This window comes from Kitasatospora sp. NPDC054768 (assembly GCF_053612025.1).
Genome location: NZ_JBSHBN010000141.1, coordinates 1 through 25,029, shown reverse-complemented (window position 1 = coordinate 25,029; position 25,029 = coordinate 1). Strand labels below are relative to the sequence as shown.

The following is a 25,029-nucleotide window of genomic DNA, read 5'->3' as shown; positions in this document are numbered from 1 at the left end:
ACGGGGCGTCGACGACGATCTCCTCGTCGAGCTCCTGAAGCGCCAGGATGTTGGCCATGTCAGTCACCTCCCCTCGTCATCTCGCCGGGACGTGGCACCGGGCCACGGGAATCAGCAGCTGAACGCGCTGATCGAGCTGAACGGGGCGTCGACGACGATCTCCTCGTCGAGCTCCTGAAGCGCCAGGATGTTGGCCATGTCAGTCACCTCCCCTCGTCATCTCGCCGGGACGTGGTACCGGGCTCGGCCGGCTCCGGCGTCCACCCGTGAACGGGGTGGGCGCCGGGGAGCAGGCACTGCCCGGGGCTCTTGGCGGCGGCCAGCGCCAGCAGGGCGCCGGCGGAGCCGGTGGCCAGGTCGGTCGAGAGCCGGATCAGCTGGTCCCCGTGCAGGACGCTGCCGTCCTGGTGGGGGGCCAGGTGCAGCTCCACCAGACGGAGTTGATCCTCCGCCTCGGCCCGCCAGTGCGGCAGGCGGGCGGCGACCTGGAACAGGGTGTAGGCGAGCCCGGCGCGGCCGTTGAACAGCCCGCCCTGGACGACCACCCGGACCGCGCCGGCCCGGGCCGCGGCCTCCAGCACCCGCTCGGCGCCGAGGGCTTCGGCCTGCGCGTCGGGCAGGGCCAGGACGGCGAGCGCCACTCCGGCCGAGCCCTCCGCCAGGTACGGCAGCAGCCGGCCCGAGCTGTACGTCTGCAGCATGTCGTCGACCAGCCGGCCGTGCCGCAGGTCGCAGCGGACGGCGCGTTCGGCGGCCTCCGCCCAGGCCGTGTCGCCGGTGAGGCGGGCGCAGCGGGCGAACAGCACCGCCGGCCCGGACCAGCCGCGCAGCAGCCCCGGCCGGTCCAGCAGCCCGGTCTCGCCGATCCGCCCGGCGGCCTTGGCGGCCAGGGCGAGCGCCTCGTCCGTCGCGCCGGCCTCCAGCAGCAGCTGGGCGACGCCCGTCAGGCCGCCGTACAGGCCGAGCGAGGAGGGCAACGGGCCGGCCAGCAGCCGGTCCACCACGTTCGGGGCGTCCGGGTGCCCGAGCCGGTGGAACAGCCAGCCGGCTCCGGCCAGCCCGTCGTACAGCCCGGCGGGCGTGTCCGCCGGGGCGCGCCGTACGACGGCGGCGAGCCAGTCCAGTTGCTCCTCGTCCGGTGCGGCCCCGGCCAGGTGCCGGGCGAGCAGCACGCCGGAGGAGCCGTACGCCAGTCCGAGCGCGCCGCCGGGGCGCAGCCCGGCCACGTCGCCGGGATGGAGGCGGTCCTCCCGCCCGGGCGTCGCCGCCCCGTCGATGCCGCGCAGCAGGGCCGCGGCGGTGAGCTCCGCCCGGGGCCCGGCCGCGGGCCGGGCCCCGAGGTGGGGCCGCAGCGCCGGGGAGAGGGCGAGCCGCTCCGTCATCCGTTCGGCGAAGCCGGCGGGCACCGTCGGGAAGGACTCCGCGACGAGGTCCAGCAGCCCGCCGACGACGGCCGGGTTGCGCCGGGTGAGCGCGGTCAGCGAGACGAAGGCGGCGAGCTGGCAGCAGCCGAGCGCGAACAGGTCGGCCTCGCGGGCGTCGGTGATCGCCGGGTCGGTGAAGCCGGGGGCGCCGAGGGTGCGCCGGCGCGGGGTGTCGAGCGGCGTCGAGAGTTCGAAGTCGACCAGGGCGACGGTGCCGTCCGGACGGATCATGATGTTGCGGTGGTGGAGGTCCCCGAACGCCACCCCCTCCCGGTGCAGCGCCGCGACGCACTCCTCGACCAGCGCGAGCCGGGTGACCGCGAGCCCCGCGAAGTCGGCCAGCGTCCGGGCGTCCGGGCGGTGCCGGGTGAGCGGGTACTCCCGGCCCAGCCAGGCACTGAAGGACTCGCCGGGGATGTACTCCATCACCAGGTAGTGGTGCTCCCAGCTGGTGAAGTACTCGTACAGCTCCGGCACGAACGGCAGGTGGCCGATCCGCTCCAGGACGTCCCGCTCGACCAGCAGCCGGGCCACCGCGTCCGTCTCCGAGGCGTCCAGTCCGGCGTGCGGACGGGCCTCCTTGATGACGACCTGTCGGCCGTCCTCGTCCTCGGCGAGGTAGACCCCGCCGGCGTTGGAGAAGTGCAGCGCCTTGACCACCCGGTAGCGGCCGAGGCCGGCTCCCGCGTCGGCGGCGGCCGCGGCGATCCGCTCGGCCAGGAAGTCCGGGGTGGAGGCCCACTCCGGGACGGTGAAGCGCGGGCGCCGGGCGTCCGGCACCAGTCGGCCGTCCGGGTCCTCCACCGCGGGAACCCTGGTGCCGTCCGGCAGCTCGCACCACATCAGGGCGAAGCCTCCGTAGCGCACCGACACCGGGCCCTGGTTCCACCGCAGGTCGGACAGGACGTACGGACCGGGACGGCCGCCCAGCGCCTCGTCCAGCTCGGCGAGGACGGTCTCCAGCTCCGCGGCCGTCCGCGGGTAGACGGTGACGACCTTGCCGCTGGCGGACCGGTCGGCGTACTTGGCGTTCGTCACCGCGACCACCAGCCGGCTGCGCAGGTACTTCCAGGGCAGCCCGAGCCGGCGGCAGACCCGCCAGGCCGTCTCGATCGTCTCCTCGGCGGATTCGGGCGTGGCGCTGACGTGGACCTTCCAGCCCTGCTCCGGCAGCCGGGGGCCGCCGGGCGGCGCCAGCACCTCCCACACCCCCTGGGTGCGGCCGCGCCAGCCCTCGGGCAGCAGGCCCCCGCCCGGAGCGAACCGGGAGTCCCGGTCGTCACACCGCTCCAGGGCGTCGTACCACACCGGGTCGGCTATCGCATACGACTCGTATTTCGCGTCCACTTCGCCCTCCGCCCCCTTTCGAATATCCGCTGAACCGAATTCCGATGTTCGCCGGAACTTTCGAAGCCTCGGTGCCCCGTTCCGACAGGAACCATCCTTCCCGGGCGCCCCGTCATGTGACAACAGTGTTAAGCGGGAACTGAATCCGACGCATACCAGGCGGAATCCCGGCCTTCACTTCGGAGGCACCGAAAGCCCGTGCGATCATGACGCCATGAAGACGCGTGTCGTGATCGCCGACGACCAGGCGAGCGTCCGCCAGGGGTTTCGGCACATCCTGGCGGCCCAGCCCGACATGGAGGTCGTGGCCGAGGCCGCGGACGGCCTGGAGGCCCTGGAGGCCGTCCGCACCCTGCGGCCGGACGTCCTGCTGGTCGACATCCGGATGCCGGAGCTGGACGGGCTGGAGGTCACCCGCCGGCTGACCGGCATCACCCCGGAGGTGAAGGTCGTGGTGGTGACCACCTTCGACCTCGACGAGTACGTGCACACCGCGCTGCGCAACGGCGCCTGCGGCTTCCTGCTCAAGCACTCGGGGCCCGCGCTGCTCGCCGAGGCGATCCGCTCGGCGGTGGTCGGCGACTCGCTGATCAGCCCGCAGATCACCACCCGCCTGCTGCACCACTTCACCGGCCCGCGCCGGGTCGACCGCTCCCCCGTCGAGCCGCTGACCGGCCGCGAGGAGGAGATCGCCGTCCTGGTCGCCGAGGGGCTGACCAACTCCGACATCGGCGCCGAGCTGTTCATCTCGCTGAGCACCGTCAAGACCCATCTGGCCAACCTCCAGCGCAAGCTGAAGGCCCGCAACCGGGTGGGCATCGCCACCTGGGCCTGGGAGTCGGGCCTGACCGAGCGCGGCTGAGCCGGCCCGCCCGCGACCCGCCGCGCGACCCGGGCCCCTCATCGCAGCGCCCGCCGACGGCCCTCGACCCACCGCGGGGCCGCGCCGCCGAGGGGCCGGCCCTCCCTGCCCGACGGGGCCTCACCGCGCAGCAGCGCCCGCCCCAGCGGGGTGACGGTGTGCAGCACGCCGTTGCCGCAGCGCCGGGTGTCGATCAGCCCGGCCGCCCTCAGCACGGAGGTGTGCTGGCTGACCGCCGAGGCGGTCACGCCCAGCCGCCCCGCCAGCTCGCCGGTGGTACAGCCGTCCAGCACGGCGTGGAGGGCCGCGGCCCTGGTCCGGCCGACCAGGGCGGCCAGCGGCTCGTCCCCGCCCCGGCGCGCGCACCGCGCCGCGTCCGGCGCACCCGCGGGCACGGGAAGGCCGATCCGGTCGGGACGCATCGCGAAGAGCAGCGTCGGGGCCTCCTCGGGCTCCCCGCGCCGGGGCCGGAGCACCACTCCGGCGCCCTGCAGGAAGAGCGACGGCACCAGCCGCAACCCCCGCCCGTCGAGGGCGAGTTCGACGTCCCGCTCGGCGGGGATCTCCAGCACCGGGGCGGCCCAGCGGATCTGCGGGTGCAGCGTGCCGAGCAGCGCGTCCACCCCGCCGCGGCCGGCGATCTGGCGGCGGACGTCCCGCTCCGCCTCCAGCCGGGACCGGACGTCCGCCCAGCAGGGCTCCAGCGCCACCCGGTGGAACTCGCGGACCGCCGCGGCCACATCGGCCCGCTGGACCACCGGCTCGGCGCCGCGGCCGGACGACACGATCCGGCCATTCGCCCACACCCGCAGTACGTCCCGGAAACCACCGTTGGCTCCCGAAAGGCGCCGCAGCCGCTCGGCCAGCACCGGCTGCCGCGCCAACTGCCCGCGGACGGCCCGCTGCCAGGGGCGGAAGAATTCCCCGCCGCTCCGCCACGCCTCCAGCGCCAGCACCGCCTCCATCTCCTGGTCGACATTTCCAGCAATTCGTACACGAGCCAGATCCTCGGCAGACATCGCAATGCGAATCACAGGCTGTTCCCCCGCTCGGGATTCTTGCGTCGGGACGGCCCAGGGGAACCCCGCGCCCTGATCGCCGCACCGACATCCTTGCCCGCCCACGAGGCGCGTCGCCATCGGCCGATCGGCCCATTTGATCGTTCGGAACGCCGAATCGGCCGCCGCCGGATGTGCCGAATGGCCTGGATGGACCCGTCGGCAGGCTCGAATCAGCCGTCCGGCCGGGACCGACGGAACCACCCCGCCCGGTCAGCCCCCGAGGCCCGCCACACCCTCCGTCGGCAGCACCGCGCCGACCCGCCAGCCGCCCTCCGGCCCCGGTCCGGCCGTCAGCTCACCGCCGGCCGCCTCCACCCGTTCCCGCAGGCCCGCGAGGCCGAAGCCGCCGCCCTCCCGCTCGGCCCCGCCCAGCGCGCCGCCCGCACCGCCGCTACCGCCCGCGCCATCACTACCGCCCGCCCCGCCGGAGTCCCCCGCCCCGCCCGGCACCCCGTCGTCGGTGACCGTGACGCGCAACGCCGGCCGCTCGCCGCACCGGTCCGGGCCGACCTCGATCGCCACCTCCCGGGCCTCGGGCGCGTGCCGGCGGACATTGGTCAGCGCCTCCACCACCAGCCGGTAGCCGAGCCCGCTGATCGCCGCCGGCACCGCCGCCAGTTCGGCCTCCGCGGGGGCCTCCAGCCGCACCCGCGCGGAACCGCTGCGGGTGAACCGCTCGGCCAGCGCGGGCAGTTCGCTCAGGTCGCGGCGCAGAGTGCGCGCACCGGGCCCGCCCGCCGCCGCCCGCCCCGCGCCCCGTCCGGCTCCCGGGGCGGCCCCCCGGTCCGCCGTCGCCTCCGTCCCGGACCGCCCGCGCGGCTCCGGATCGGCGTCGTCCGCCGCGAAGACCTGCACGGTCCGGTCCATGGTGACCAGCGCCTGCCGGCCGGCCGCCTCGATCCCGGCCAGCAGCTCGACCACCCGCTGGGGGTCCTGCTGGGCCAGCACCTGCGCGGCCTGGGCCAGCACCACCACCCCGGTGACGTCGTGCGCGGCGAAGTCGTGCAGGTCGCGGGCCAGGTCCAGGCGCTGTGCCCGCCGCTCGGCCACCACCGCCGCCCGGGCACGGGTGTCCATCGAGCGCAGGTAGCAGCCGACCCCGACCACCGCGCAGGCCAGCAGCGCGGAGATCAGGCAGAGCTTGGTGGTCACCGCGGGCGGGGCCGGCGGTTCGGCCCAGACCCCGATCCGCAGCGGTATCAGCGCCACCGCCGCGACCAGCAGCGCGCCGTAGCCGAAGGCGGCCGCCGCCGGGGGCCTGCGCACCGCGGGGACGACCGGCGCGAGCAGCGCGACGGTCTCCAGCAGCCACCAGGACTCGATGCTGCCGAACACCGGCCCGCGGTAGCCGGCCGTCACCAGCAGCGACACCGCGCAGGCGGCCAGCACCGAAGGGCCCACCGCGCCGACCCGTCCCGGGGCCCAGAGCGCCGGGAACAGCCCGGCCACCACCGCCACCGCGCCGGAGAGGACGATCAGCGGCCCCGGGTTCCCCAACCCCGCCACCGCGGCCGCCAGCACCCCCGCCGCCGCCGTTCCGTACCCCGCCCTGCGCACCACGGTGTGCCACGACCACGTCATGGTTCGGGATCCTACGAAGCCCGACGGCCCGCCAGGGCGGCTTCACCGAAGGCCGGTCCCGCGGGACCGGCCGACGGCTCACTCCTTCGGCGCCTCCGGCTGCTCGACGAAGTCGACCTTCTTGAACTGCCGGTTCATCGACTTGGCCAGGAACCAGGTCGCGACGCCGAGGGCCGCGAAGACGAGGAAGCCGAGCAGGCCGGGGGTGACCTTGGCGTCGTCGACGGCGAGGTCAGCGGCGATGTTGATGAGGTTCACGGAGGCGCTCATATCTCTATGGTGGCCCGGCTCACGCGGAGCCGGGCCGTCGGGGGGTGGTTCAGTCGCGCGTGTCGGCGGCCTCGGCCGCCAGGGTGGGGGTACGCAGGCCGGCGAACAGGTCGTCCTCCGGCAGGTCCACGTCGACCAGGGTACGGGCGAGCTCGTAGTCCTCGGTGGGCCAGACCTCGCGCTGGACCTCCAGCGGGACGCGGAACCACGGGCCGTCCGGGTCGATCTGGGTCGCGTGGGCGATCAGCGCGCGGTCGCGGGTCTCGAACCAGTCGTCGCAGCGGACCCGGGTGGTGATCTCGCGCTCCTTGCGGCCGCTCTTCTCCCAGCCCTCGATCCACTCGCCGTACGGCGACTCGTGGCCGTGCTCGGTGAGGTACTCGTGCAGGGCCCGGATGCGGCCCATCGGGAAGCCGTGGTTGTAGTACAGCTTGAGCGGCTGCCAGGGCTCGCCGGCCTCCGGGTAGGCGTCCGGGTCGCCCGCGGCGTCGAACGCCAGCATGGTGATCTTGTGGGTCATGATGTGGTCCGGGTGCGGGTAGCCGCCGTTCTCGTCGTAGGTCGTGATGACCTGCGGCTTGAACTCGCGGATCAGCCGGACCAGCGGCTCCGCCGCCTCCTTGACGTCCTGGAGGGCGAAGCAGCCCTCGGGCAGCGGGGGCAGCGGGTCCCCCTCGGGCAGGCCGGAGTCCACGAAGCCCAGCCAGGCCTGCCCGACGCCGAGGATCGCCCGCGCCTCGTCCATCTCCTTGCGGCGCACCTCGTGGATGTTCTCCTCGATGTACGGGTCCCCCTGGAGCTTGGGGTTGAGGACCGACCCGCGCTCGCCCCCCGTGCAGGTGGCCACCAGCACGTCCACGCCCTGCTCGACGTACATGGCCATGGTGGCCGCGCCCTTGCTGGACTCGTCGTCCGGGTGGGCGTGCACCGCCATCAGTCGCAACTGCTCAGTCAACGCCTTGCGTTCCTTCCACACTCGTCGGGCGTTCCGCGAAGTCCGGGTCTGCCCACCGTTCGAACCGCTCACTCCGGGACCGCGTCGCCGCGGGGCCGGGCCGCGGAACGTCACCGGCGCGGCCGAGCCCTGCCCCCGCCGGACCGGCCGCGGGCGTGCCCCTCCTATAGTGACGGACTGGAGGAGCGTCGCATTCCCCCGCACCACCCCGCGCCCCCAGGAGAGGACGGAGTCCGATGAGTGCAGACACCACCGCCACCGGTCTGCCCGAGGGGCGCTACGGCCGCGGCGGCGACCGCGACTCGGACCGCCGCCTCAAGGTGATCGGCGCGGTCTGCGGCGTGCTCGGCCTGGGCCTGATCGCCTGGCTGGGCGGCTCCTACCTGCTGCGCGAGTCGAAGATCAACGGCTCGGTGCCGACCTTCCAGGTGCTCTCCGACTCCGAGGTCCAGTTGCACCTCACCGTGCGCAAGGGCGACGGGCAGGCCGGTACCTGCACGGTCCGCTCGCAGTCCGACGACCACGCGGTGGTCGGGGTCGCCGACTTCCCGGTCCCGGCGGCCGGCTCCAGCTACGACGCGGTGGTCACCCTGCGCACCACCGCGCGCGGCACCACCGCGGAGCTGCTGGGCTGCACCCCGGCCAAGTAGCGCGCCCCGGGCAACGCGCGCCCCGGGCGGCGCACCCGCCCCCGGTAGCGCGCATATTCGATCCGGGGAGCGGGCATCCGTAGAGGGTCCCGCACACCACTGCCGTACACCAGGGCGTAACGCCGCCGTCAATGGCGCGCAAACGCCCCTCCCGCTTGTCAGCAGGACTTGTTAGTCTCGTGGTTTCGCCCCTTCCGCACCGGATGGTACGGGAGCGGGCGTTGCTTTGTAGTTGAGACCGATATCACCACCGACCCCTGCTGACGACTCACACCCTCAGCACAGCCCCCAGCACCTACGAGGAGCACCCGTGACCCAGACCAGCGAGAACGTGACCTGGCTCACTCAGGCCGGCTACGACCAGCTCAAGGCCGAGCTGGACCACCTGACCGGGCCCTGGCGCATCGAGATCGCCCAGAAGATCGAGGCGGCGCGCGAGGAGGGCGACCTCAAGGAGAACGCCGGTTACCACGCGGCGAAGGAGGAGCAGGGGAAGTACGAGCTGCGCATCCGTCAGCTGACCCAGCTGCTGGAGCGGGCCAAGGTCGGCGAGGCGCCGGCCGACTCGGGCGTGGTGGCCCCGGGCATGGTCGTCACGGTCGCCTTCGACGGCGACGCGGACGACCTCATGGAGTTCCTGCTGGCCTCCCGCGAGGTCGCGGGCGCCGACGACCTGGACGTCTACTCCCCGCAGTCCCCGCTGGGCCGCGCCATCGACGGCAAGCGGATCGGCGACGAGGCCACCTACGAGCTGCCGAACGGCAAGCCGGCCATGGTGAAGATCGTCAAGGTCGTGCCGCACGCCGGCTGATCCGGCCGCCCTCCGGCGTTCCGGGCGGCGCCCGGTCAGGCGGTCGAGGAGCGGTACTTGCGCACCGACAGCCAGGAGAACACCGCGGTGATCACGATCGACCACAGCACCGACACCAGCGCCGCGTGCTGCATCGGCCAGGCGCTGTCCACCGGCCCGACCTGGTTGCCGAACAGCACCCGGCAGGCCTGCACGGTGGCGCTGAACGGGTTCCAGTACGCGACCGGCTGGAGCCACTCCGGCATCGAGGTGACCGGCACGAAGGCGTTGGACACGAAGGTCAGCGGGAACAGCCAGATCAGCCCGGCCGAGGTGGCCGCCTCGGGGCTGCGCACCGACAGGCCGATCAGCGCGCCGATCCAGGAGAAGGCGTAGCCGAGCAGGAGCAGCAGGCCGAACGCGGCGAGCGCGTTGAGCAGGCCGTCGTGGATCCGCCAGCCGACCAGCAGCGCGACCATCGCCAGCACGACCAGGATGAACGCGGTCTGGCACAGGTCCGCGAGGGTGCGGCCGACCAGCACCGCCGAACGGGCCATCGGCAGCGAGCGGAACCGGTCCACCAGCCCCTTGCTCATGTCCTCCGCGATGCCCGCCGAGGCACCGGCGACGGCGAAGGTGACGGTCTGGGCGAAGATGCCGGCCATCAGGAACTGGATGTACGTGTCCGAGCCGGAGTTCGTGCCGGGGATCCTGATCGCCCCGCCCATCACGTACGAGAACAGCAGCACGAACATGACCGGCTGCATCAGCCCGAAGACCACGATCTCCGGGATGCGGGTCATCCGGCGCAGGTTGCGCTTGGCGACCACCCAGGAGTCGTGCAGGGCGGCGGCGGCCCCCCGCCGCTGCCTGGGCATCGCCGGGCCGATGGCGTGCTCGGTGGCGCTGCTCATCTCAGCTCTCCTTCCCGGCCGCGACGGCCTGCTTGTCCGGCCCCGGGCCGCCCTTGCCCCGGCCGCGCTCCTTGCGGCCGGCAGCGTCCTCCTCCTCGGGGCGCTCCTCGGCGACGTGGCCGGTGAGGGTGAGGAAGACGTCGTCCAGGGTCGGGCGGCGCAGGCCGATGTCGTCCATCTCGATCCCGCGGGAGTCCAGTTCGCGGATCACGTCGGCGAGCACCCGGGCACCTCCGGTGACCGGAGCGGTGATCCGGCGGGTGTTCCGCTCCACCGTCGGCTCGTTCAGCGCGTAGCCGGACAGCGCGGCGACCGCGTCGGCGACCAGGCCGGGCTCGTGCACCACGACCTCGATGCGCTCGCCGCCGATCTGCGCCTTGAGCTGGTCGGCGGTGCCGCGGGCGATCACCCGGCCCTGGTCGACGACCGCGATGTCGTGGGCGAGCCGGTCGGCCTCCTCCAGGTACTGGGTGGTGAGCAGCAGTGTGGTCCCCTGCTCGACCAGCGTCTCGATGACCTCCCAGAGCGCGAGCCGGTTGCGCGGGTCGAGGCCGGTGGTCGGCTCGTCCAGGAACATCACCGGCGGCCGGACGACCAGCGCGGCGGCGAGGTCCAGGCGCCGGCGCATGCCGCCGGAGTAGGTCTTGGCGGTGCGGTCCTTGGCCGCGGTGAGGTTGAACCACTCCAGCAGCTCCAGCGCCCGGGCCTTCGCGGCACGGTTGCTCATCTGGTAGAGCTCACCGACCATGGTGAGGTTCTCGAAGCCGGTCAGGTACTCGTCGACCGCCGCGTACTGGCCGGACAGGCCGATCAGGCTGCGGACCCGGTTGGGGTGCTTGAGCACGTCGACCCCGGCGACCACCGCGCGGCCGGAGTCGGGGCGGAGCAGGGTGGTGAGGACCCGCACGGTGGTGGTCTTCCCGGCGCCGTTCGGGCCGAGCAGCCCGAGCACCGTGCCCTCGGGGACGTCGAGGCTGACGCCGTCCAGGGCTCGTACGTCGCCGAAGGTCTTCACCAGGTTCTCGGCTTGGATGGCTGGCGCCATGGCCTTGCCTCATCTCCTCGAACATATGGGGCGATCTGTCCCACTTTGCCCTGATATTGGGCGCACGGGCGACCCGATTCTCGGCCCGCGGGGCCAGAACGCGATGTATCGCGAGTCTCCCAGTACGCGATATATCGCGTCAAGGGAGAGGGGTCAGCGGGAGACCACGTACCCCGCGTCCCGCAACTCCCCGACCACCAGCGCGCAGTGCTCCGGCCCCTTGGTCTCCAGGTGCAGGTCCACCTCGACCTCGGTCAGCCCCAGCCGCGGGTCGATCCGCACGTGCGCCACGTCCAGCACGTTGGCGTCCACCCTGGTCAGCACCGACAGCAGGCCCGCCAGCGCGCCCGGCCGGTCCGCCAGCCGCACCCGCAGCGACAGGTAGCGCCCGGCCGCCGCCAGCCCGTGCCGCAGCACCCGCTGCATCAGCTGGGGGTCGATGTTGCCACCGGACAGCACCGCCACCACCGGGCCCTCGAAGGAATCCGGCTGCTCCAGCAGCGCCGCGATCGGCGCCGCTCCGGCCGGCTCCACCACCAGCTTCAGCCGCTCCAGCCCGAGCAGCAGCGCCCGCGACAGCGCGTCCTCGGAGACCGTACGGATGCCGTCCGCCAGCGTGTTGACCACCTCGAACGGGATGTCGCCGGGGCGCCCGACCATGATCCCGTCCGCCATGGTGGCGAAGTGCTCCAGCGACACCGGCCGCCCGGCCGCCAGCGAGGGCGGGTACGCGGCCGCACCGGCCGCCTGCACCCCGACCACCCGCACGTCCGGGCGCAGCGGCTTGACCGCCGCCGCGATCCCGGCCAACAGCCCGCCGCCGCCCACCCCGACCAGGACGGTCCGCACCTCCGGGCACTGCTCCAGGATCTCCAGGCCGACGGTCGCCTGCCCGGTGACCACGTCCCAGTGGTCGAAGGGGTGGATGAACACCGCGCCGGTCGCCTCCGCGTACCGCTGCGCGGCCTGCAGGGCCTCGTCCACGGTGGCGCCGTGCAGCCGCACCTCGGCGCCGTACTCGCGGGTCGCCGCGACCTTCGGCAGCGGAGCGGCCACCGGCATGAACACCGTGGAGCGCACGCCCAGCAGCGCGGCCGCCAGCGCCACCCCCTGGGCGTGGTTCCCGGCGCTCGCCGCCACCACCCCGCCGGCCCGCTGCACCGGCGAGAGTCCCGCGATCCGCACGTACGCCCCGCGCAGTTTGAAGGACCCGGTGCGCTGGAGGTTCTCGCACTTCAGGTGGACCGGCGCACCGATCAGCCCGGAGAGGTACCGGCTGCCCTCCATCGGGGTCACCCGCGCGACCCCGGCGAGCATCTTCTGGGCACCGCGGACGTCGTCGAGGGTGATCGGCCAGGTGTGCATGGCGCCAGACTACGGGTGGGGGCGGCGGCAATCCGGGATGTCGGGCCTGTTCCCGGGCCCGCCCGGCCCGCGTACTCTGCTGCTTCTGAGCCTCCCTCACCGCACGACGATCGTGAGCCGCGATGACGACGACCTCGCCCCAGGCCACCGACCGCATCGACCCCGTGCACGCCCGACTCCAGTACCAGCTCGCGGTGTTCGCGCGCCGGATGGAGCAGGTCCGGACCTCCGGCGGCGGGGTCGGGGCGCTGGACCGGGCCGCCTATCTGCTGCTCGACCGGCTGGAGCGGCACGGGCCGGCCAACGTCAAGGCCCTGGCCGAGGCCCTGGGCGTGGACTCCTCCACGGTGACCCGCCAGGTCGCCCCGCTGGTCGCGGCCGGGCTGGTCGGCCGGGTGCAGGACCCTGCCGACCGCCGTGCCGTACGGCTCGCGCTGACCTCGCACGGCGTCGGCCGGCTCACCGAAGTCCGGGACGGCCGGGCCGAGTTGACCCGCCGCCTGATGGCCGACTGGCCACCGGAGGAGCAGCACGCGTTCTGCGCCCTGCTGGCCCGCTTCAACCTCGCGATGGAGACGTACACGGCGGACCAGCAGGGGCAGTGAGCGGCGACGAGGGGCCGCGGGGCCCCTACCGCCTCAGCCCAGCGCCTGCTTGAGGTCGGCCAGCAGGTCGTCGATCGACTCGATGCCGACCGAGACGCGCACCAGGTCGGACGGCACCTCCAGCGCCGAGCCCGCCACCGAGGCGTGGGTCATCCGGCCCGGGTGCTCGATCAGCGACTCGACACCGCCGAGCGACTCGCCGAGGGTGAACAGCTGCGCGCGGTTGCAGACCTCGACGGCCGCCTCCTCGCCGCCGGCGACCCGGAACGAGACCATGCCGCCGAAGGCCTTCATCTGCTTGGCCGCGATGTCGTGGCCGGGGTGCTCGGGCAGGCCCGGGTAGAGCACCTGGCTGACCTTCGGGTGGCTCGCCAGCAGCTCGGCGACCTTCTCCGCGTTGGCGCTGTGCCGGTCCATCCGGACGCCCAGCGTCTTGATGCCGCGCAGCACCAGCCAGGCGTCGAACGGGCCGGAGACGGCGCCCATCGCGTTCTGGTGGTACGCCACCTCCTCGCCGAGGCCCGCGTCGGCCAGCACCAGCGCACCGCCGACCACGTCCGAGTGGCCGCCCATGTACTTGGTGGTGGAGTGCACCACGGCGTCCGCGCCGAGCGCGATCGGCTGCTGGAGGTACGGGCTGGCGAAGGTGTTGTCGACCACCAGCAGCGCACCGGCGCCGTGGGCGACCTCGGCGAGCGCGGCCAGGTCGGTGATGCCCAGCAGCGGGTTGGACGGGGTCTCCACCCACACCGCGCGGGTGTTGGGGCGGATCGCCTCGCGGACGGTGGCCAGGTCCTGGGTGTTGGCCACGGAGAACTCGACGCCCCAGCGGGTCAGCACCTTGGCGAACAGCCGGAAGGTGCCGCCGTAGGCGTCGTTGGGGATCACGATGTGGTCGCCCGGCTTGAGGATGCTGCGCAGCAGGGTGTCCTCGGCGGCCAGGCCGGAGGCGAAGGCGAGGCCGCGGGCGCCGCCCTCCAGCGCCGCGAGGCACTCCTCCAGCGCGGTACGGGTCGGGTTGGCGCTGCGGCTGTACTCGTAGCCGCCCCGCAGGCCGCCCACCCCGTCCTGCTTGTAGGTGGACACCTGGTAGATCGGCGTGACGACGGCCCCGGTCTGGGGGTCTGCCTCCTGACCCGCGTGGATGGCGAGGGTCTCGAAGCCCTGAGGAAGCTGGTGCTCGGTCATGGGTCCGAGCCTAGTGTGCGAATGCCGTCGAGCCCGCACGAACCGACGATCGGGACGAACCCGCAGGTGGGAGCGGGGGTGCGGCGGGCCGCAAGCGCGGCGCGCGGGCCCCTTCGGCCGCCGCGACCCCATCGCTCGAACACGCGTTCAGCGCCGGGCCCGACCGGCCGCCGCCGACGGCCGCGACGGCCGCTCCCGGAATCCGGGGGCGGCCGTTCGCGTTGCACACCGTGCCAGGATCCCCGACCCGCTGGAGCAGGCCGTGCTGTTCAACCGCCACAAGACCTCGCTCGTCCCCGCCGACCAGGCGCTGCCCGGCCGGCCGACCCCGGCCTTCACCCTGACCGAGCCGCACACCGTGCTCGGGCACCCGCTGTCCGGCCCGTACCCGGACGGCCTGGAGGTGGCCGACTTCGGGCTCGGCTGCTTCTGGGGCGCCGAACGCGTCTTCTGGCAGCTCCCCGGCGTCTGGACGACGCTGGTCGGCTACCAGGGCGGCCACACCCCCAACCCGACGTACGAAGAGGTGTGCAGCGGGCTGACCGGGCACACCGAGGCGGTCCGGGTGGTGTACGACCCGGCGGTGATCCCCTACGAGCGCCTGCTGAAGACCTTCTGGGAGGCGCACGACCCGACCCAGGGCAACCGCCAGGGCAACGACGTGGGCACCCAGTACCGCTCCGCCGTCTACACCCACTCCCCGGCCCAGGCCGAGGCCGCGGCGGCCACCCGGGACGCGTTCCAGCCCTCGCTGACCGCGCTCGGTTACGGCCCGATCACCACCGAGATCGCCCCGGCGGGCCCGTTCCACCCCGCCGAGCCGTACCACCAGCAGTACCTGTCGGAGGCCAAGAACCCCAGCGGCTACTGCGGTCTCGGCGGCACCGGGGCCTCCTGCCCGATCGGCGTGGCCCGCACCCGGGGCTGACCTCCCGGGCGCCGGGAAGGCCCGGGGGCGGGCCCGGACGCGGCCCGAACGCGGCCCGGGGCGGGCCCGGGAGCGGCCACTCAACGTGACCGATCCCCGATCGGGGCGCAGACTGGAAGGGCCAGCAGGGCCGGCCCGGCCACCCGCTGGTGGCCGGGCCGTCCTCGTGGGAGAGGAGTGCGCCATGTCCGATCTCTACCAGCGGAACTTCGACGATCCCGAGGAAGTCCGTCCCTTCGAGGAGGGCACAGGGGAGCTACGGCTGGTCAACCTGGACGGCGGCCCGGTGGGCCGGGCCGTGTTCGAACCGGGTTGGCAGTGGTCCAAGCACGTGAAGCCGATCGCCGGGACCGACAGCTGCCAGGCCTCCCACGCCGGGTACGTGGTCTCCGGCCGGATGAAGATCGTCATGGACGACGGCCGGGGATTCGAGGTCGGCCCCGGCGACTTCATGCTCTGTCCGCCCGGACACGACGCCTGGACGGTGGGCCCGGAGGCCTGTGTGATCGTCGACTGGCAGGGCTTCGCGGACTACGCGAAGCGGTGAACGGAACGCCTCAGAGCATGGCGGGCGGCTTCTCCGCGGCCCCGTCCGCCGCCTGGCCGGGGCTTCCCGCCAGGAGCTTCCCGGCGGCGTCGTAGGCCCCGACGGCCGGGACGGCCTGCACCCTCCCCGTCCGGAGGTCGGCCCGCGGCAGGTCGCCGTAGTAGGAGATCCAGCCCTGCATGCCCGGGGTGGTGAGCAGGGTGGCGACGGTGGGCCTGCCGCCCACGAAGAGGACGATCCGGGCCGGGGTCGGCCCCCGGTAGTAGCTGTGCACGACGAGGCGGTCGGCCGTCTCGTTGTAGGCCAGGGTGATGCCGGGCCGGTCGTACGGCATGCCGGGGGCGGAGAGGACGTCGGTGCACGCCGTGCGCCCGTAGACGCCGGTCGCCGGTTCGACGGTGTCCTGGCAGTCCTGGGTCGGGGTCACCGACAGCCGGATCCCGGGGACCACCTCGACCTTCTCCTTCGCCGCGACCCGCTTCACCGGCGACAACGGCAGCCCGGTCGGCGTCGGCGCGGTGCGCGCCGGGACGGCGGGCGCCCCCGCGGCCGTCGCCGCCGAGGGCGCCATCGCCGCCCCGGCCTCGCCCGCGATCCGCCCGGCGTGCCGGGCGTTCCCGGCCGTCACCGCCGTCACCCCGCAGACCACGGCCACCGCGACCACGGCGGCCCCGGTCCCGGCCCTGCGCCTGGCCCGGCGGCGTCGGGCGCCCGCGATGATCACCACCGGGTCCGGTCCGACCGCGTAGGGGTCCTCGTCCTTGAGCAGTTCGCCGATCCGGCGCTCGAAGCTCATACCGTCACCTCGATGTGCGTCGTGGGACCCACCGCCACGCCGGAGCGGTCGGCGAGTTCGGGCAGTGCGCGCAGCTTCGACATCGCCCGGTGCAGCGTGCTCTTCACCGTGCCCGGGGCGATGCCCAGTTCGGCCGCGATGGCGGCCTCGGTGAGGTCTCCGTAGTACCGCAGCACGACGACCGTCCGCTCCCGGCGGGTGAGCGTGCCCAGCGCCTGGTGCAGCACGGCCCGTTCGGCCTGCCGTTCGGCGAGGTCGTCGGCGAGCGGCCGGTCGGGGACGCGTTCGATGGGCAGCTCGTGGTTGCGCAGCCGGCGCCACCAGTCGCGGTGCTGGTTCACCACGATCCTGCGGACGTACGCGGTGGGGTCGTCGCCGGTGATCCGGTGCCAGTGCAGGTAGGCGCGTTCCAGCGCCGACTGCACGATGTCCTTGGCCCGGTCCGGGTCTCCGGTCAGCAGCTCGGCCAGCCGCAGCAGTTGGCGGCCGCTCCCGGCGACGAACGCGCTGAACTCGTCGTCCTGTCGCTGCCTCTGCTCGCGTTTCACACCCGTCCTACTCCTCGGGCGGACCGCGAGGTTCGGTCCGCCCGGGAGGTTTTTCCGGCCGGGGTGCGGTGCCGGGTCAGACGGCGCTGCCGGCCTTCCAGGCGGCCCAGCCCATGTTCCAGCCGTTCAGGCCGTTGTCCGGGGCGACCGTCTTGTCGCCGGAGTTCACGACCTCGACCACGTCGCCGACCATCGAGGACTTGTAGAACTTGAAGCCGTCCGTACCGGTGTCCTGGGCGCCCTGGGCGTCCCGCAGGCCGATGCAGCCGTGGCTGGTGTTCTGGCCGCCGAAGATCGACGGCGAGGACCAGTAGTTGCCGTGGATGAAGGTGCCCGACGTGCTGAGGCGCTGGGCGTGCGGCACGTCCGCGATGTCGTACTCGCTGCCCAGGTTGACCGTCTGCGAGTTCATCCGGGTCTGGGTGTACTGCTCGGAGATCACCATCTTGCCGCCCCAGGTGGTGTGCTCGGGCGAGCCGCCGGAGATCTTGTAGACCGCGCTGACCTGGCCGTCGGTGGTGACGGTGAGCTTCTTGGTGGCGAGGTCGGCGACGCTGGTCTGGGCGCGGCCGATGGTGAAGCTCACGTCCTTGGACTGGGTGCCGTAGACGCCCTTGGCGCCCTCGACGTCCTTGAGCCGGAGCTTGAGGGTGACCTTGGTGCCCTTGGCCCAGTACTCCTGCGGCCGGAAGTCGAGGCGGGTGCTGGAGAACCAGTGGCCGACGATCTCGACGCCCGGCTCGGCTATCACCGTGATCGCCTGCTGGACGGCCTTGCGGTCGGTGACCGGCTTGCTGAAGCTGATCGAGACCGGCATGCCGACGCCGACGGTGGAGCCGTCCTCGGGGGTGAAGTAGCCCACGAAGGTGTTGGCCGGGGTCGCCGTGGTGAAGACGGCGTTGGAGTCCGCCTCCAGCTTGTCCTTGTCGAGGGCGGTGGCGGCGACGGTGTACTTGGTGCCGCTGGCGGGGGCGGCGGCCGAGGTCCAGCCGGTGCCGTCGGCGGAGAGCTGGCCGGCCAGCTCCTTGCCGGTGCTGTCGGTGACCTTGACGCTGCTCAGGGTGCCGTTGGCGACGGTGACCTTGACCGGCTCGCTGAAGCTCGCGGAGGCGGCGCCGTCGGCCGGGGCGACGGTGATGACCGCGGCCGAGGTCTTCGGGGCGCTGCTCGCACCGCCACCGGCCGGGGTGCCGCTCGCTCCGCCGGAGCCGCTGCCGCTGCCGCCGCCGTTGCTGCCACCGCCGTTACCGCTGCCGCCGCCGCTGTTGTCGTTGCAGGCCGCCAGCAGCAGGACGGGCGCGCCGATCAGTCCCGCGAGGACCCCGCGTCGGCTCCAGTTGCTTCCGGCCACCCGCCCCTGACCGTCCCGTGCCGTCACGTCGCGTCTCCCTGCTGATCATCCCGGGCATTACGGATACAGAAACGCAATACGCCCGTTCACGGTTCCATCACCGAAGGGTAAGCGATCGTATGAGATGACCCAACTTCCCGACGAACAGGGACAAAACGCCCGGCCCGCGGAGCGGACCGGGCGTTCACTTGCGGTGACGGCGAGCACCGTCACCCGGCGGTTCCGTCCTACTCGGCGGACCCCTCCACCTGGTACTCGTCCCACTCCTCGTCGTCCGGGTCGAACTCGGTCTGCGCCGACTCCCAGGTCGCCGAGGCGAGCTCCACGCCGGGCACGTCGCCGAGCAGCGCGACGGGGTCGATGAAGTGGGCGAGCGAACCCGACGGGTCCACCTCGATGGCCTCGACGGACTGGGCGCGCTCCTCGTCGTCGAGGTACTCGTCCGCGGTGACCGCCTCCAGGGCGGCGGCCTTCAGCGCGCCCTCGTCGGTGATCTCCGCGATGAGCTCGATCTTCACCCGGACGTAGCGCGGGGCATCCTGGTCGGTCGTTTCAGTGCTGGTCATGCGTGCGAGCGTACGGGACGGCCGCGCCCGGCGCGGAGCACGGGCGGCCGCCCGGAGCACGCCCCGCGCGCCCGGCGCGAACGGCGCGAACGGCGCGAACGGAAGGGGCCGGCCCCTCGGAGAAGGACCGGCCCCACCGTTGCCCCGCCTGGGCTCCCCCACCCGGGAGCCGCGCGGACACGCGCCGTGCGGCGCGGTGCTGCCGCGGGAGCCGCCGCACCCTGTCAGCCGGCCGGGGCCGGGCAGGGGCGGGACGACGGCGCCTCCCACGGCGGAGGACACAGCGGCCGGGTCAGGGCCACCCGATGTGTCCGGAGCCGACCGCGGTCGCCGGGGAGCCGCTCCCGGACGGTTGCCGTCGCCTCACTCGGCGTCCTGCCGTTGACCACCACGATGCCCGAGCCGTGTTAACCACGTGCTGCGGACAGGTGACGCCGGTGTACCACTTCCGCCGTGGACGAATCCTCCGCGCCCGTCCGCGGCAACGGGAACGCGACGACAGGGCGGTGACGGGGCGCCGGTGACGCCGGGTCAGTGCTGGCTGCGACCGGTCAGGAAGCCCAGCAGGTCCTGGCGGGTGACGATGCCCTGCGGCTTGCCCTCGACCAGCACGACGGCCGCGTCGGCCTTCTCCAGCACGGTCATCAGGTTGGTGACGGTCTCGCCCGAGCCGACCACCGGCAGCGGCTTGGACATCACCTTGTCCAGCGTGTCGGTGAGCTCGATGTCCTTGGCGAAGATGCCCTCCAGCAGCAGCTTCTCCACCACCGAGCCGATCACCTCGCCGGCCATGATGTCCGGGTGGCCGGCCCCCGGGGAGACCACCGGCATCTGCGAGACGCCGTACTCGCGCAGCACCCGGACCGCCTCGGCGACCGTCTCGTTGGGGTGCATGTGGACGAACTGCGGGACGCCGCCCTGCTCGATGGACTCCTTGCGGGCCAGCACCTCGCCGATGTGCGCCTCGTCGGTGGACGAGGGCAGGAAGCCGTAGTCGGCCATCCAGTCGTCGTTGAAGATCTTCGACAGGTAGCCGCGGCCGCCGTCCGGCAGCAGCACCACCACGACGTCGTCCGGCCCGAGCCCGCGGGCCACCTCCAGCGCGGCCACCACGGCCATGCCGCAGGAGCCGCCGACCAGCAGGCCCTCCTCCTTGGCCAGGCGGCGGGTCATCTGGAACGAGTCCTTGTCGGAGACGGCGACGATCCCGTCCGCGACGCCGCGGTCGTAGGCGGTCGGCCAGAAGTCCTCACCGACGCCCTCGACCAGGTACGGCCGGCCGGTGCCGCCCGAGTAGACCGAGCCCTCCGGGTCGGCGCCGATCACCTGGACCTTGCCGCCGGAGACCTCCTTCAGGTAGTTGCCGGTGCCGGAGATGGTGCCGCCGGTGCCGACGCCCGCCACGAAGTGGGTGATCTTCCCCTCGGTCTGCTCCCACAGCTCCGGGCCGGTGGAGTGGTAGTGCGAGGCCGGGTTGTCCGGGTTGGAGTACTGGTCCGGCTTCCAGGCGTTCGGGGTCTCCCGGACCAGGCGGTCGGAGACGTTGTAGTACGAGTCCGGGTGCTCCGGAGCGACGGCGGTCGGACAGACGACCACCTCGGCGCCGTACGCGCGCAGGGTGTTGATCTTGTCGGTGGACACCTTGTCGGGACAGACGAAGATGCACTTGTAGCCCTTCTGCTGGGCCACGATCGCCAGGCCGACACCGGTGTTGCCGGAGGTCGGCTCGACGATGGTGCCACCCGGCTTGAGGGCGCCCGAGGCCTCGGCGGCCTCGATCATGCGCATCGCGATGCGGTCCTTGACCGAGCCACCGGGGTTGAAGTACTCGACCTTCGCCAGCACTGTCGCGCTGATGCCCTCGGTGACCTTGTTCAGCTTGACCAGCGGCGTGTTGCCGACCAGGTCGATGATCGAGTTGTGGTACCGCACGGGGATCCTCCCGGAGTGTGGGCGTGCGACTGCTTATCGGTACTGCAAAGCGTAGGGCGTGGCACCCGCCCCGCGGTTCCCCTCCTTCCCACCGCCCCCAATGGCCCACCCCCGCCGACGCCCCCGGTACTCCCGGCCCCCGCGCGGGTAAGAGCGCTGTGCAGGCATTGCCGTGGCCCGGAGGGGCCGGCAGGAGCACGGGAAGGGGGCACCGGGATGCCAGGGGCGCAGCACTCGCGGGCCCGGGTGGCCCGCCGGATCGCCACCGCGGCGGCGTACGGCGGCGGCGGGCTCGGCCTGCTCGGGGTGGGCCTGGTCGGCCTGCTGCTGACCGAGAGCAAACTCGCGATCCAGGCCATCGGCGTCCTGGAGACCCACCCGCCCAGGGCCGACGGCGTCTACGGCGAGGCCTTCGCCGACCGCTCCGCCGCCGCGCAGCCCCCGCTCGTGCTGGCCGTCCTCGGCGACTCCACCGGCGCCGGCCTCGGCGTGGCCCGCTCCGGCGAGACGCCGGGCGCGCTGCTGGCCGCGGGCCTCGCCTCGGTGGCCGAGCGCCCGGTCCGGCTGGTCAACGTGGCCCGCTCCGGAGGCCGCTCCGCCGACCTCTCCGGCCAGCTGGAGCAGGCGCTGCCGCACCGCCCGGACGTCGCCGTGATCATGGTCGGCGCCAACGACGTGACCCGGCACAGCCCGGCCCAACTGGCCGTCCGCCAGCTCGGCGAGGCCGTCGCCGCCCTGCGCGCCAACGGCTGCGAGGTGGTCGTGGGAACCTGCCCGGACCTCGGCACGATCAAGCCGGTGCGGCCGCCGCTGCGCTGGGTGGCCCGCCGGCTGAGCCGGCAGCTGGCCGCCGCGCAGACCATCGCGGTGGTGGAGGCCGGCGGCCGGACGGTCTCGCTGGGCTCGCTGCTGGGCCCGGAGTTCGCCGCGCGCCCCGAGATGTTCGCCGCCGACCGCTACCACCCCTCCGCCCAGGGCTACGCGACCGCCGCGATGGCCGTGCTGCCCTCGGTCTGCGCCGTGCTGGGGCTCTGGCCCCAGGAGGACCGCCCGGCCACGGCCGTCCGGGGCGCCGCGGTGCTGCCCGTCGCGGTCGCGGCCGCCGCGGCGGCCGGGCGGGAGGGCACCGAGGTGACGGCCGTGGCGGCGGAGGGCGCGGGCCGCCGCTGGGCCCAGCTGAGGCACCGGCTGCGGATCGGCCCGACCGGCCCGGAGAGCGGGAAGGAAGCCGGTCCGCGCGCCGGCGGAGCCCCTGGGAATACGTCGGCCAGCTCACACGCTGGTGCGGGTGACGACTGACCTACCAGGCGGTAACTTTCCTCCCGGACGCCAGGTCCGCCGTCACCCAGCGAGGAGCCCGCCATGCCCGAAGCCGTCATCGTCAGCGCTGCCCGTTCGCCGATCGGCCGGGCCTTCAAGGGCTCGCTCAAGGACGTCCGCCCGGACGACCTGACCGCCCACGTCATCCAGGCCGCCCTGGCCAAGGTGCCCCAGCTCGACCCCCGCCAGATCGACGACCTGATGCTGGGCTGCGGCCTGCCCGGCGGCGAGCAGGGCCACAACCTGGCCCGCATCGTGGCCGTCCAGATGGGCATGGACTACCTGCCCGGCGCGACCATCACCCGCTACTGCTCCTCCTCGCTGCAGACCACGCGGATGGCGCTGCACGCGATCAGGGCGGGCGAGGGCGACGTGTTCGTCTCGGCCGGCGTGGAGACCGTCTCCCGCAGCGTGAACGGCACCTCGGACGGCATGCCGGGCACCATGAACCCGGTCTTCGACGAGGCCCAGGCGCGCACCAAGAAGCGTGCGGAGGAGGGCGGCGGCGCGTGGCACGACCCGCGCGAGGACGGCCTGCTGCCGGACGCCTACATCGCGATGGGCCAGACCGCCGAGAACCTGGCCGCGCTCAAGGGCATCACCCGCGCCGAGCAGGACGAGTTCGGCGTCCGCTCGCAGAACCTCGCCGAGGCCGCCATCGAGTCCGGCTTCTGGGAGCGCGAGATCACCCCGGTGACGCTCCCGGACGGCACCGTGGTCAGCAAGGACGACGGCCCGCGCGCCGGCGTCACCCTGGAGGGCGTGTCCGGCCTGAAGCCGGTGTTCCGCCCGGACGGCACCGTGACGGCCGGTAACTGCTGCCCGCTGAACGACGGCGCGGCCGCGCTGGTCATCATGTCCGACACCAAGGCCCGCGAGCTCGGCATCACCCCGCTCGCCCGGGTGGTCTCCACCGGCGTCAGCGCGCTCTCCCCCGAGATCATGGGCTACGGCCCGGTCGAGGCCTCCCGGCAGGCGCTCAAGCGGGCCGGCCTGACCATCGACGACATCGACCTGGTCGAGATCAACGAGGCCTTCGCGGCCCAGGTGATCCCCTCCTACCGTGACCTCGGCGTCGACCTGGACAAGCTGAACGTCAACGGCGGCGCGATCGCGATCGGCCACCCCTTCGGCATGACCGGCGCCCGGATCACCACCACCCTGATCAACTCCCTGCAGTGGCACGACAAGCAGTTCGGCCTGGAGACCATGTGCGTCGGCGGCGGCCAGGGCATGGCGATGGTCGTCGAGCGCCTGAGCTGACCCTCGGGACACCCTCCGAAGGGTCTGGACCACCCATTTGGAGTGACGCAGCGTAATTGAGGGCCGAATCACACCGCGAGGTCGATCCGGCCCTCTTTTCGTTCGTTTTCGACCCGGAAATCGACACTGCGGAGCGGATCAACTCCACTGCGTAGAACGGTGTTACCTAACAATTTGGGGACAAGAGCGAAAGTCCTGGACGAATTGGACATTCGCCACTGCGGTAACAGCCCCGCATGCGGCAGTGTGGACACGTAACCCCGTTCCGCTCCTCGCTAGGAGTACGTTCCGTGAGCGCCGTCTACACCATCCTGCTGCTGATCCTGATCGCCGTGTCGACCGCCGTGCTGCTCCACCTCCGCGGACTCTCCCGCCGACTGGACGCGCAGGCCGCGGCCCCGGCCGAGCCCGCCCCGGTGGACGAGGCCGCGATACGCCGGGCCGTCGCCGAGGCGCTCGCCGCCGACCGCGAGCGGGAGATCACCGAGGCCCGGGCGTTCTGGGCCGAGCAGGAGGCCCGCGCGGCCGAGGACGCCCCGCTGTTCGACTCCCCGTTCTCCGGCGCGTTCTCCGGCACCGACGAGTGGCCGCTGTTCTTCCCCCGCCCCACCGGCCCGCAGGACGCCGTCGACAACGCCGGGACGATGGACCCGGAGTTCGGCGAGGCGCTGCGCTCCGCGCTGGAGGACCTGATCAACGAGGGCGGCACCGCCCCGGCCGAGCCCGACACCGAGGGCGGCGTCCCGCTGCGCCCCGGCCACCCGGCCGGCGAGACCAAGGACGCCCGGGCCCGCCGCGAGGCCGACCTGCTGGCCACCGGCCTGGAGGCCGGGCTGCTGGACGCCGATCAGGCCGTCGAGGAGGCCCCGGTCGCCGCGCCCGACCCGCGCCGCCACCCCTCGCACCCCGACTTCGTGCCCAGCCAGGCGCCGTCCCGGGAGTGGACCGACACCCGGCTGGCCGCCCTCGCCGAGGAGGCCGTCGCCCTGATCGACGTCCGCCCCGGCCCGCTGGGCACCCTGGACGTGTACGCCTTCGCCGACGGCACCACCCTCTGCGTGGCCCCGGGCGACCGGGAGGCCGCCTACCGGCTGATCGACGCGGTCCGTGCCGGTGAGCACGTCCGACTGCTCGGCGGCTCGCGCTTCTCCGGCTCGTACTCGCTGACCTTCTCCACCGACGAGGAGGCCGTCTACGTGCTCGCCGACCGGGTGGTCGCCAGCATCTGACACCGGCTCACCTGATCGCGGGATCACCAGCGCGCGGCGCACCGAAGGCCGGCCGGGTCACGGGGTTACCGACCCGGCCGGCCTTCGGCGTGTACGCGTCCCGGGGCCTCAGCCGCAGAGCGCCGCCGTCTCCCGCACCGCGGCCACCGCCCCGGCCAGCACCTCGGCCGCCGCCACCGGCCCGTCCGGGAGCGCCACCTCCGCGCCCTCCGGCAGCGCCGCGAGCGCGGCCGCCAGGTCGTGGGCGGCGACTGCCAGCTGGTCCCCCGCCGCGAAGGCCCCGGCGTCCGGGAACTCCCGCCGCGGGCCGCCCTCCACCGCCGCCGTCAGCGCGACCAGCCGCCGGGCCAGCTCCAGCGCGGCCGCCGCCCGCGACCCGTACCCGGGCACGGCGCCCAGCAGCTTGCTCTGCGGCAGCGAGCGGAAACGATCCGCCAGGGACTCGGCGGCTTCGACCAGGGGATCCACGTCCAGGGGCGCTACGTCATGCAT

The 25,029-nt window shown here is 73.5% G+C and carries 25 protein-coding genes; 9 read left to right on the top strand and 16 right to left on the bottom strand.

Annotated elements, in window-relative coordinates; all coding sequences use genetic code 11:
* Window positions 1-111: 111 nt before the first annotated feature.
* Both ACWGKU_RS31430 and lanKC read right to left on the bottom strand, forming a co-directional pair.
* A complete protein-coding gene (locus ACWGKU_RS31430) occupies window positions 112-198 on the bottom strand; it encodes a class III lanthipeptide (RefSeq protein WP_380548803.1) in 87 nt (28 codons plus the stop codon).
* Between the two features lie 5 nt (window positions 199-203).
* Window positions 204-2,771 (bottom strand): class III lanthionine synthetase LanKC, encoded by a 2,568-nt coding sequence (gene lanKC, locus ACWGKU_RS31425; RefSeq protein ID WP_452180071.1) that lies wholly within the window; start codon window positions 2,769-2,771, stop codon window positions 204-206.
* Window positions 2,772-2,985: 214 nt separating this feature from the next.
* Here lanKC and ACWGKU_RS31420 point away from each other — a divergent pair, with 214 nt between their 5' ends.
* On the top strand, window positions 2,986-3,633 hold the full coding sequence (locus tag ACWGKU_RS31420; protein WP_359899467.1) for a response regulator transcription factor: 648 nt from the start codon (window positions 2,986-2,988) through the stop codon (window positions 3,631-3,633).
* Between the two features lie 38 nt (window positions 3,634-3,671).
* Here the strand turns inward: ACWGKU_RS31420 and ACWGKU_RS31415 are convergent, their stop codons facing one another.
* The 4 genes from ACWGKU_RS31415 to mca form a co-directional block, all read right to left on the bottom strand.
* Window positions 3,672-4,598: an ArsR/SmtB family transcription factor gene (locus tag ACWGKU_RS31415; protein ID WP_452180070.1), complete on the bottom strand. Its 927-nt coding sequence runs from the start codon at window positions 4,596-4,598 to the stop codon at window positions 3,672-3,674.
* A gap of 306 nt (window positions 4,599-4,904) precedes the next feature.
* Window positions 4,905-6,275 carry a sensor histidine kinase gene (locus ACWGKU_RS31410; RefSeq protein ID WP_452180069.1) on the bottom strand — a complete coding sequence of 457 codons (1,371 nt, stop codon included), beginning with the start codon at window positions 6,273-6,275 and terminating at the stop codon, window positions 4,905-4,907.
* Between the two features lie 78 nt (window positions 6,276-6,353).
* Window positions 6,354-6,545, bottom strand: coding sequence for a hypothetical protein (locus tag ACWGKU_RS31405; protein WP_359899461.1), 192 nt, complete (start codon window positions 6,543-6,545; stop codon window positions 6,354-6,356).
* 49 nt (window positions 6,546-6,594) lie between these two features.
* Entirely contained in the window at window positions 6,595-7,500 is a 906-nt protein-coding gene (gene mca / locus ACWGKU_RS31400) for a mycothiol conjugate amidase Mca (protein ID WP_401044080.1), read from the bottom strand.
* Between the two features lie 236 nt (window positions 7,501-7,736).
* On the opposite strand from mca, the gene ACWGKU_RS31395 reads away from it, so the two are divergent.
* Together ACWGKU_RS31395 and greA are read left to right on the top strand one after the other, a co-directional pair.
* Window positions 7,737-8,150, top strand: a complete 414-nt coding sequence (locus ACWGKU_RS31395; RefSeq protein ID WP_359899458.1) for a DUF4307 domain-containing protein — start codon at window positions 7,737-7,739, stop codon at window positions 8,148-8,150.
* A gap of 310 nt (window positions 8,151-8,460) precedes the next feature.
* Window positions 8,461-8,961 (top strand): transcription elongation factor GreA, encoded by a 501-nt coding sequence (gene greA / locus ACWGKU_RS31390; protein ID WP_380548767.1) that lies wholly within the window; start codon window positions 8,461-8,463, stop codon window positions 8,959-8,961.
* A 35-nt stretch (window positions 8,962-8,996) separates the two neighbouring features.
* Here the strand turns inward: greA and ACWGKU_RS31385 are convergent, their stop codons facing one another.
* The 3 genes from ACWGKU_RS31385 to ilvA all read right to left on the bottom strand — a co-directional run bounded on the left by ACWGKU_RS31385 (window position 8,997) and on the right by ilvA (window position 12,264).
* A complete protein-coding gene (locus ACWGKU_RS31385; protein ID WP_359914012.1) occupies window positions 8,997-9,854 on the bottom strand; it encodes an ABC transporter permease in 858 nt (285 codons plus the stop codon).
* Window position 9,855: 1 nt separating this feature from the next.
* Window positions 9,856-10,899: an ATP-binding cassette domain-containing protein gene (locus ACWGKU_RS31380; RefSeq protein WP_401044075.1), complete on the bottom strand. Its 1,044-nt coding sequence runs from the start codon at window positions 10,897-10,899 to the stop codon at window positions 9,856-9,858.
* Window positions 10,900-11,052: 153 nt separating this feature from the next.
* Window positions 11,053-12,264, bottom strand: a complete 1,212-nt coding sequence (ilvA, locus tag ACWGKU_RS31375; protein ID WP_380548758.1) for a threonine ammonia-lyase — start codon at window positions 12,262-12,264, stop codon at window positions 11,053-11,055.
* Window positions 12,265-12,386: 122 nt separating this feature from the next.
* On the opposite strand from ilvA, the gene ACWGKU_RS31370 reads away from it, so the two are divergent.
* Window positions 12,387-12,869 carry a MarR family winged helix-turn-helix transcriptional regulator gene (locus ACWGKU_RS31370; protein ID WP_387735624.1) on the top strand — a complete coding sequence of 161 codons (483 nt, stop codon included), beginning with the start codon at window positions 12,387-12,389 and terminating at the stop codon, window positions 12,867-12,869.
* A gap of 33 nt (window positions 12,870-12,902) precedes the next feature.
* Here ACWGKU_RS31370 and ACWGKU_RS31365 read toward each other — a convergent pair whose 3' ends face one another.
* Complete coding sequence (locus ACWGKU_RS31365; protein ID WP_359914023.1) at window positions 12,903-14,057, bottom strand: cystathionine gamma-synthase; 1,155 nt, start codon at window positions 14,055-14,057, stop codon at window positions 12,903-12,905.
* A 262-nt stretch (window positions 14,058-14,319) separates the two neighbouring features.
* Here ACWGKU_RS31365 and msrA point away from each other — a divergent pair, with 262 nt between their 5' ends.
* Window positions 14,320-14,985, top strand: a complete 666-nt coding sequence (gene msrA, locus ACWGKU_RS31360; RefSeq protein WP_401044071.1) for a peptide-methionine (S)-S-oxide reductase MsrA — start codon at window positions 14,320-14,322, stop codon at window positions 14,983-14,985.
* Window positions 14,986-15,169: 184 nt separating this feature from the next.
* Window positions 15,170-15,532, top strand: a complete 363-nt coding sequence (locus ACWGKU_RS31355) for a cupin domain-containing protein (protein WP_401044068.1) — start codon at window positions 15,170-15,172, stop codon at window positions 15,530-15,532.
* A 10-nt stretch (window positions 15,533-15,542) separates the two neighbouring features.
* Here the strand turns inward: ACWGKU_RS31355 and ACWGKU_RS31350 are convergent, their stop codons facing one another.
* The 5 genes from ACWGKU_RS31350 to ACWGKU_RS31330 all read right to left on the bottom strand — a co-directional run bounded on the left by ACWGKU_RS31350 (window position 15,543) and on the right by ACWGKU_RS31330 (window position 20,725).
* Window positions 15,543-16,328, bottom strand: coding sequence for a hypothetical protein (locus ACWGKU_RS31350; RefSeq protein WP_401044065.1), 786 nt, complete (start codon window positions 16,326-16,328; stop codon window positions 15,543-15,545).
* Window positions 16,325-16,876, bottom strand: a complete 552-nt coding sequence (locus ACWGKU_RS31345) for a SigE family RNA polymerase sigma factor (RefSeq protein ID WP_387695530.1) — start codon at window positions 16,874-16,876, stop codon at window positions 16,325-16,327. The genes ACWGKU_RS31350 and ACWGKU_RS31345 overlap by 4 nt, the downstream gene beginning before the upstream one ends.
* Before the next feature lie 76 nt (window positions 16,877-16,952).
* The gene (locus ACWGKU_RS31340) at window positions 16,953-18,254 is read right to left on the bottom strand and encodes a L,D-transpeptidase (RefSeq protein WP_452180068.1); all 1,302 of its coding nucleotides are present in this window, start codon (window positions 18,252-18,254) and stop codon (window positions 16,953-16,955) included.
* 200 nt (window positions 18,255-18,454) lie between these two features.
* Window positions 18,455-18,793, bottom strand: a complete 339-nt coding sequence (locus ACWGKU_RS31335) for a hypothetical protein (protein ID WP_359914041.1) — start codon at window positions 18,791-18,793, stop codon at window positions 18,455-18,457.
* A 531-nt stretch (window positions 18,794-19,324) separates the two neighbouring features.
* Window positions 19,325-20,725, bottom strand: coding sequence for a cystathionine beta-synthase (locus tag ACWGKU_RS31330; RefSeq protein ID WP_380548742.1), 1,401 nt, complete (start codon window positions 20,723-20,725; stop codon window positions 19,325-19,327).
* A gap of 216 nt (window positions 20,726-20,941) precedes the next feature.
* Between ACWGKU_RS31330 and ACWGKU_RS31325 the strand changes: the two genes are divergently transcribed.
* From ACWGKU_RS31325 to ACWGKU_RS31315, 3 genes are all read left to right on the top strand, one after another.
* The gene (locus tag ACWGKU_RS31325; protein WP_452180067.1) at window positions 20,942-22,024 is read left to right on the top strand and encodes an SGNH/GDSL hydrolase family protein; all 1,083 of its coding nucleotides are present in this window, start codon (window positions 20,942-20,944) and stop codon (window positions 22,022-22,024) included.
* A gap of 63 nt (window positions 22,025-22,087) precedes the next feature.
* On the top strand, window positions 22,088-23,308 hold the full coding sequence (locus tag ACWGKU_RS31320; RefSeq protein WP_380548736.1) for an acetyl-CoA C-acetyltransferase: 1,221 nt from the start codon (window positions 22,088-22,090) through the stop codon (window positions 23,306-23,308).
* A gap of 290 nt (window positions 23,309-23,598) precedes the next feature.
* On the top strand, window positions 23,599-24,537 hold the full coding sequence (locus ACWGKU_RS31315) for a hypothetical protein (RefSeq protein ID WP_452180066.1): 939 nt from the start codon (window positions 23,599-23,601) through the stop codon (window positions 24,535-24,537).
* Window positions 24,538-24,645: 108 nt separating this feature from the next.
* On the opposite strand, the gene ACWGKU_RS31310 is transcribed toward ACWGKU_RS31315, so the two are convergent.
* Window positions 24,646-25,029, bottom strand: a 384-nt coding sequence (locus tag ACWGKU_RS31310; RefSeq protein WP_380548731.1) for a hypothetical protein, incomplete at its 5' end; no start/stop codon positions are given.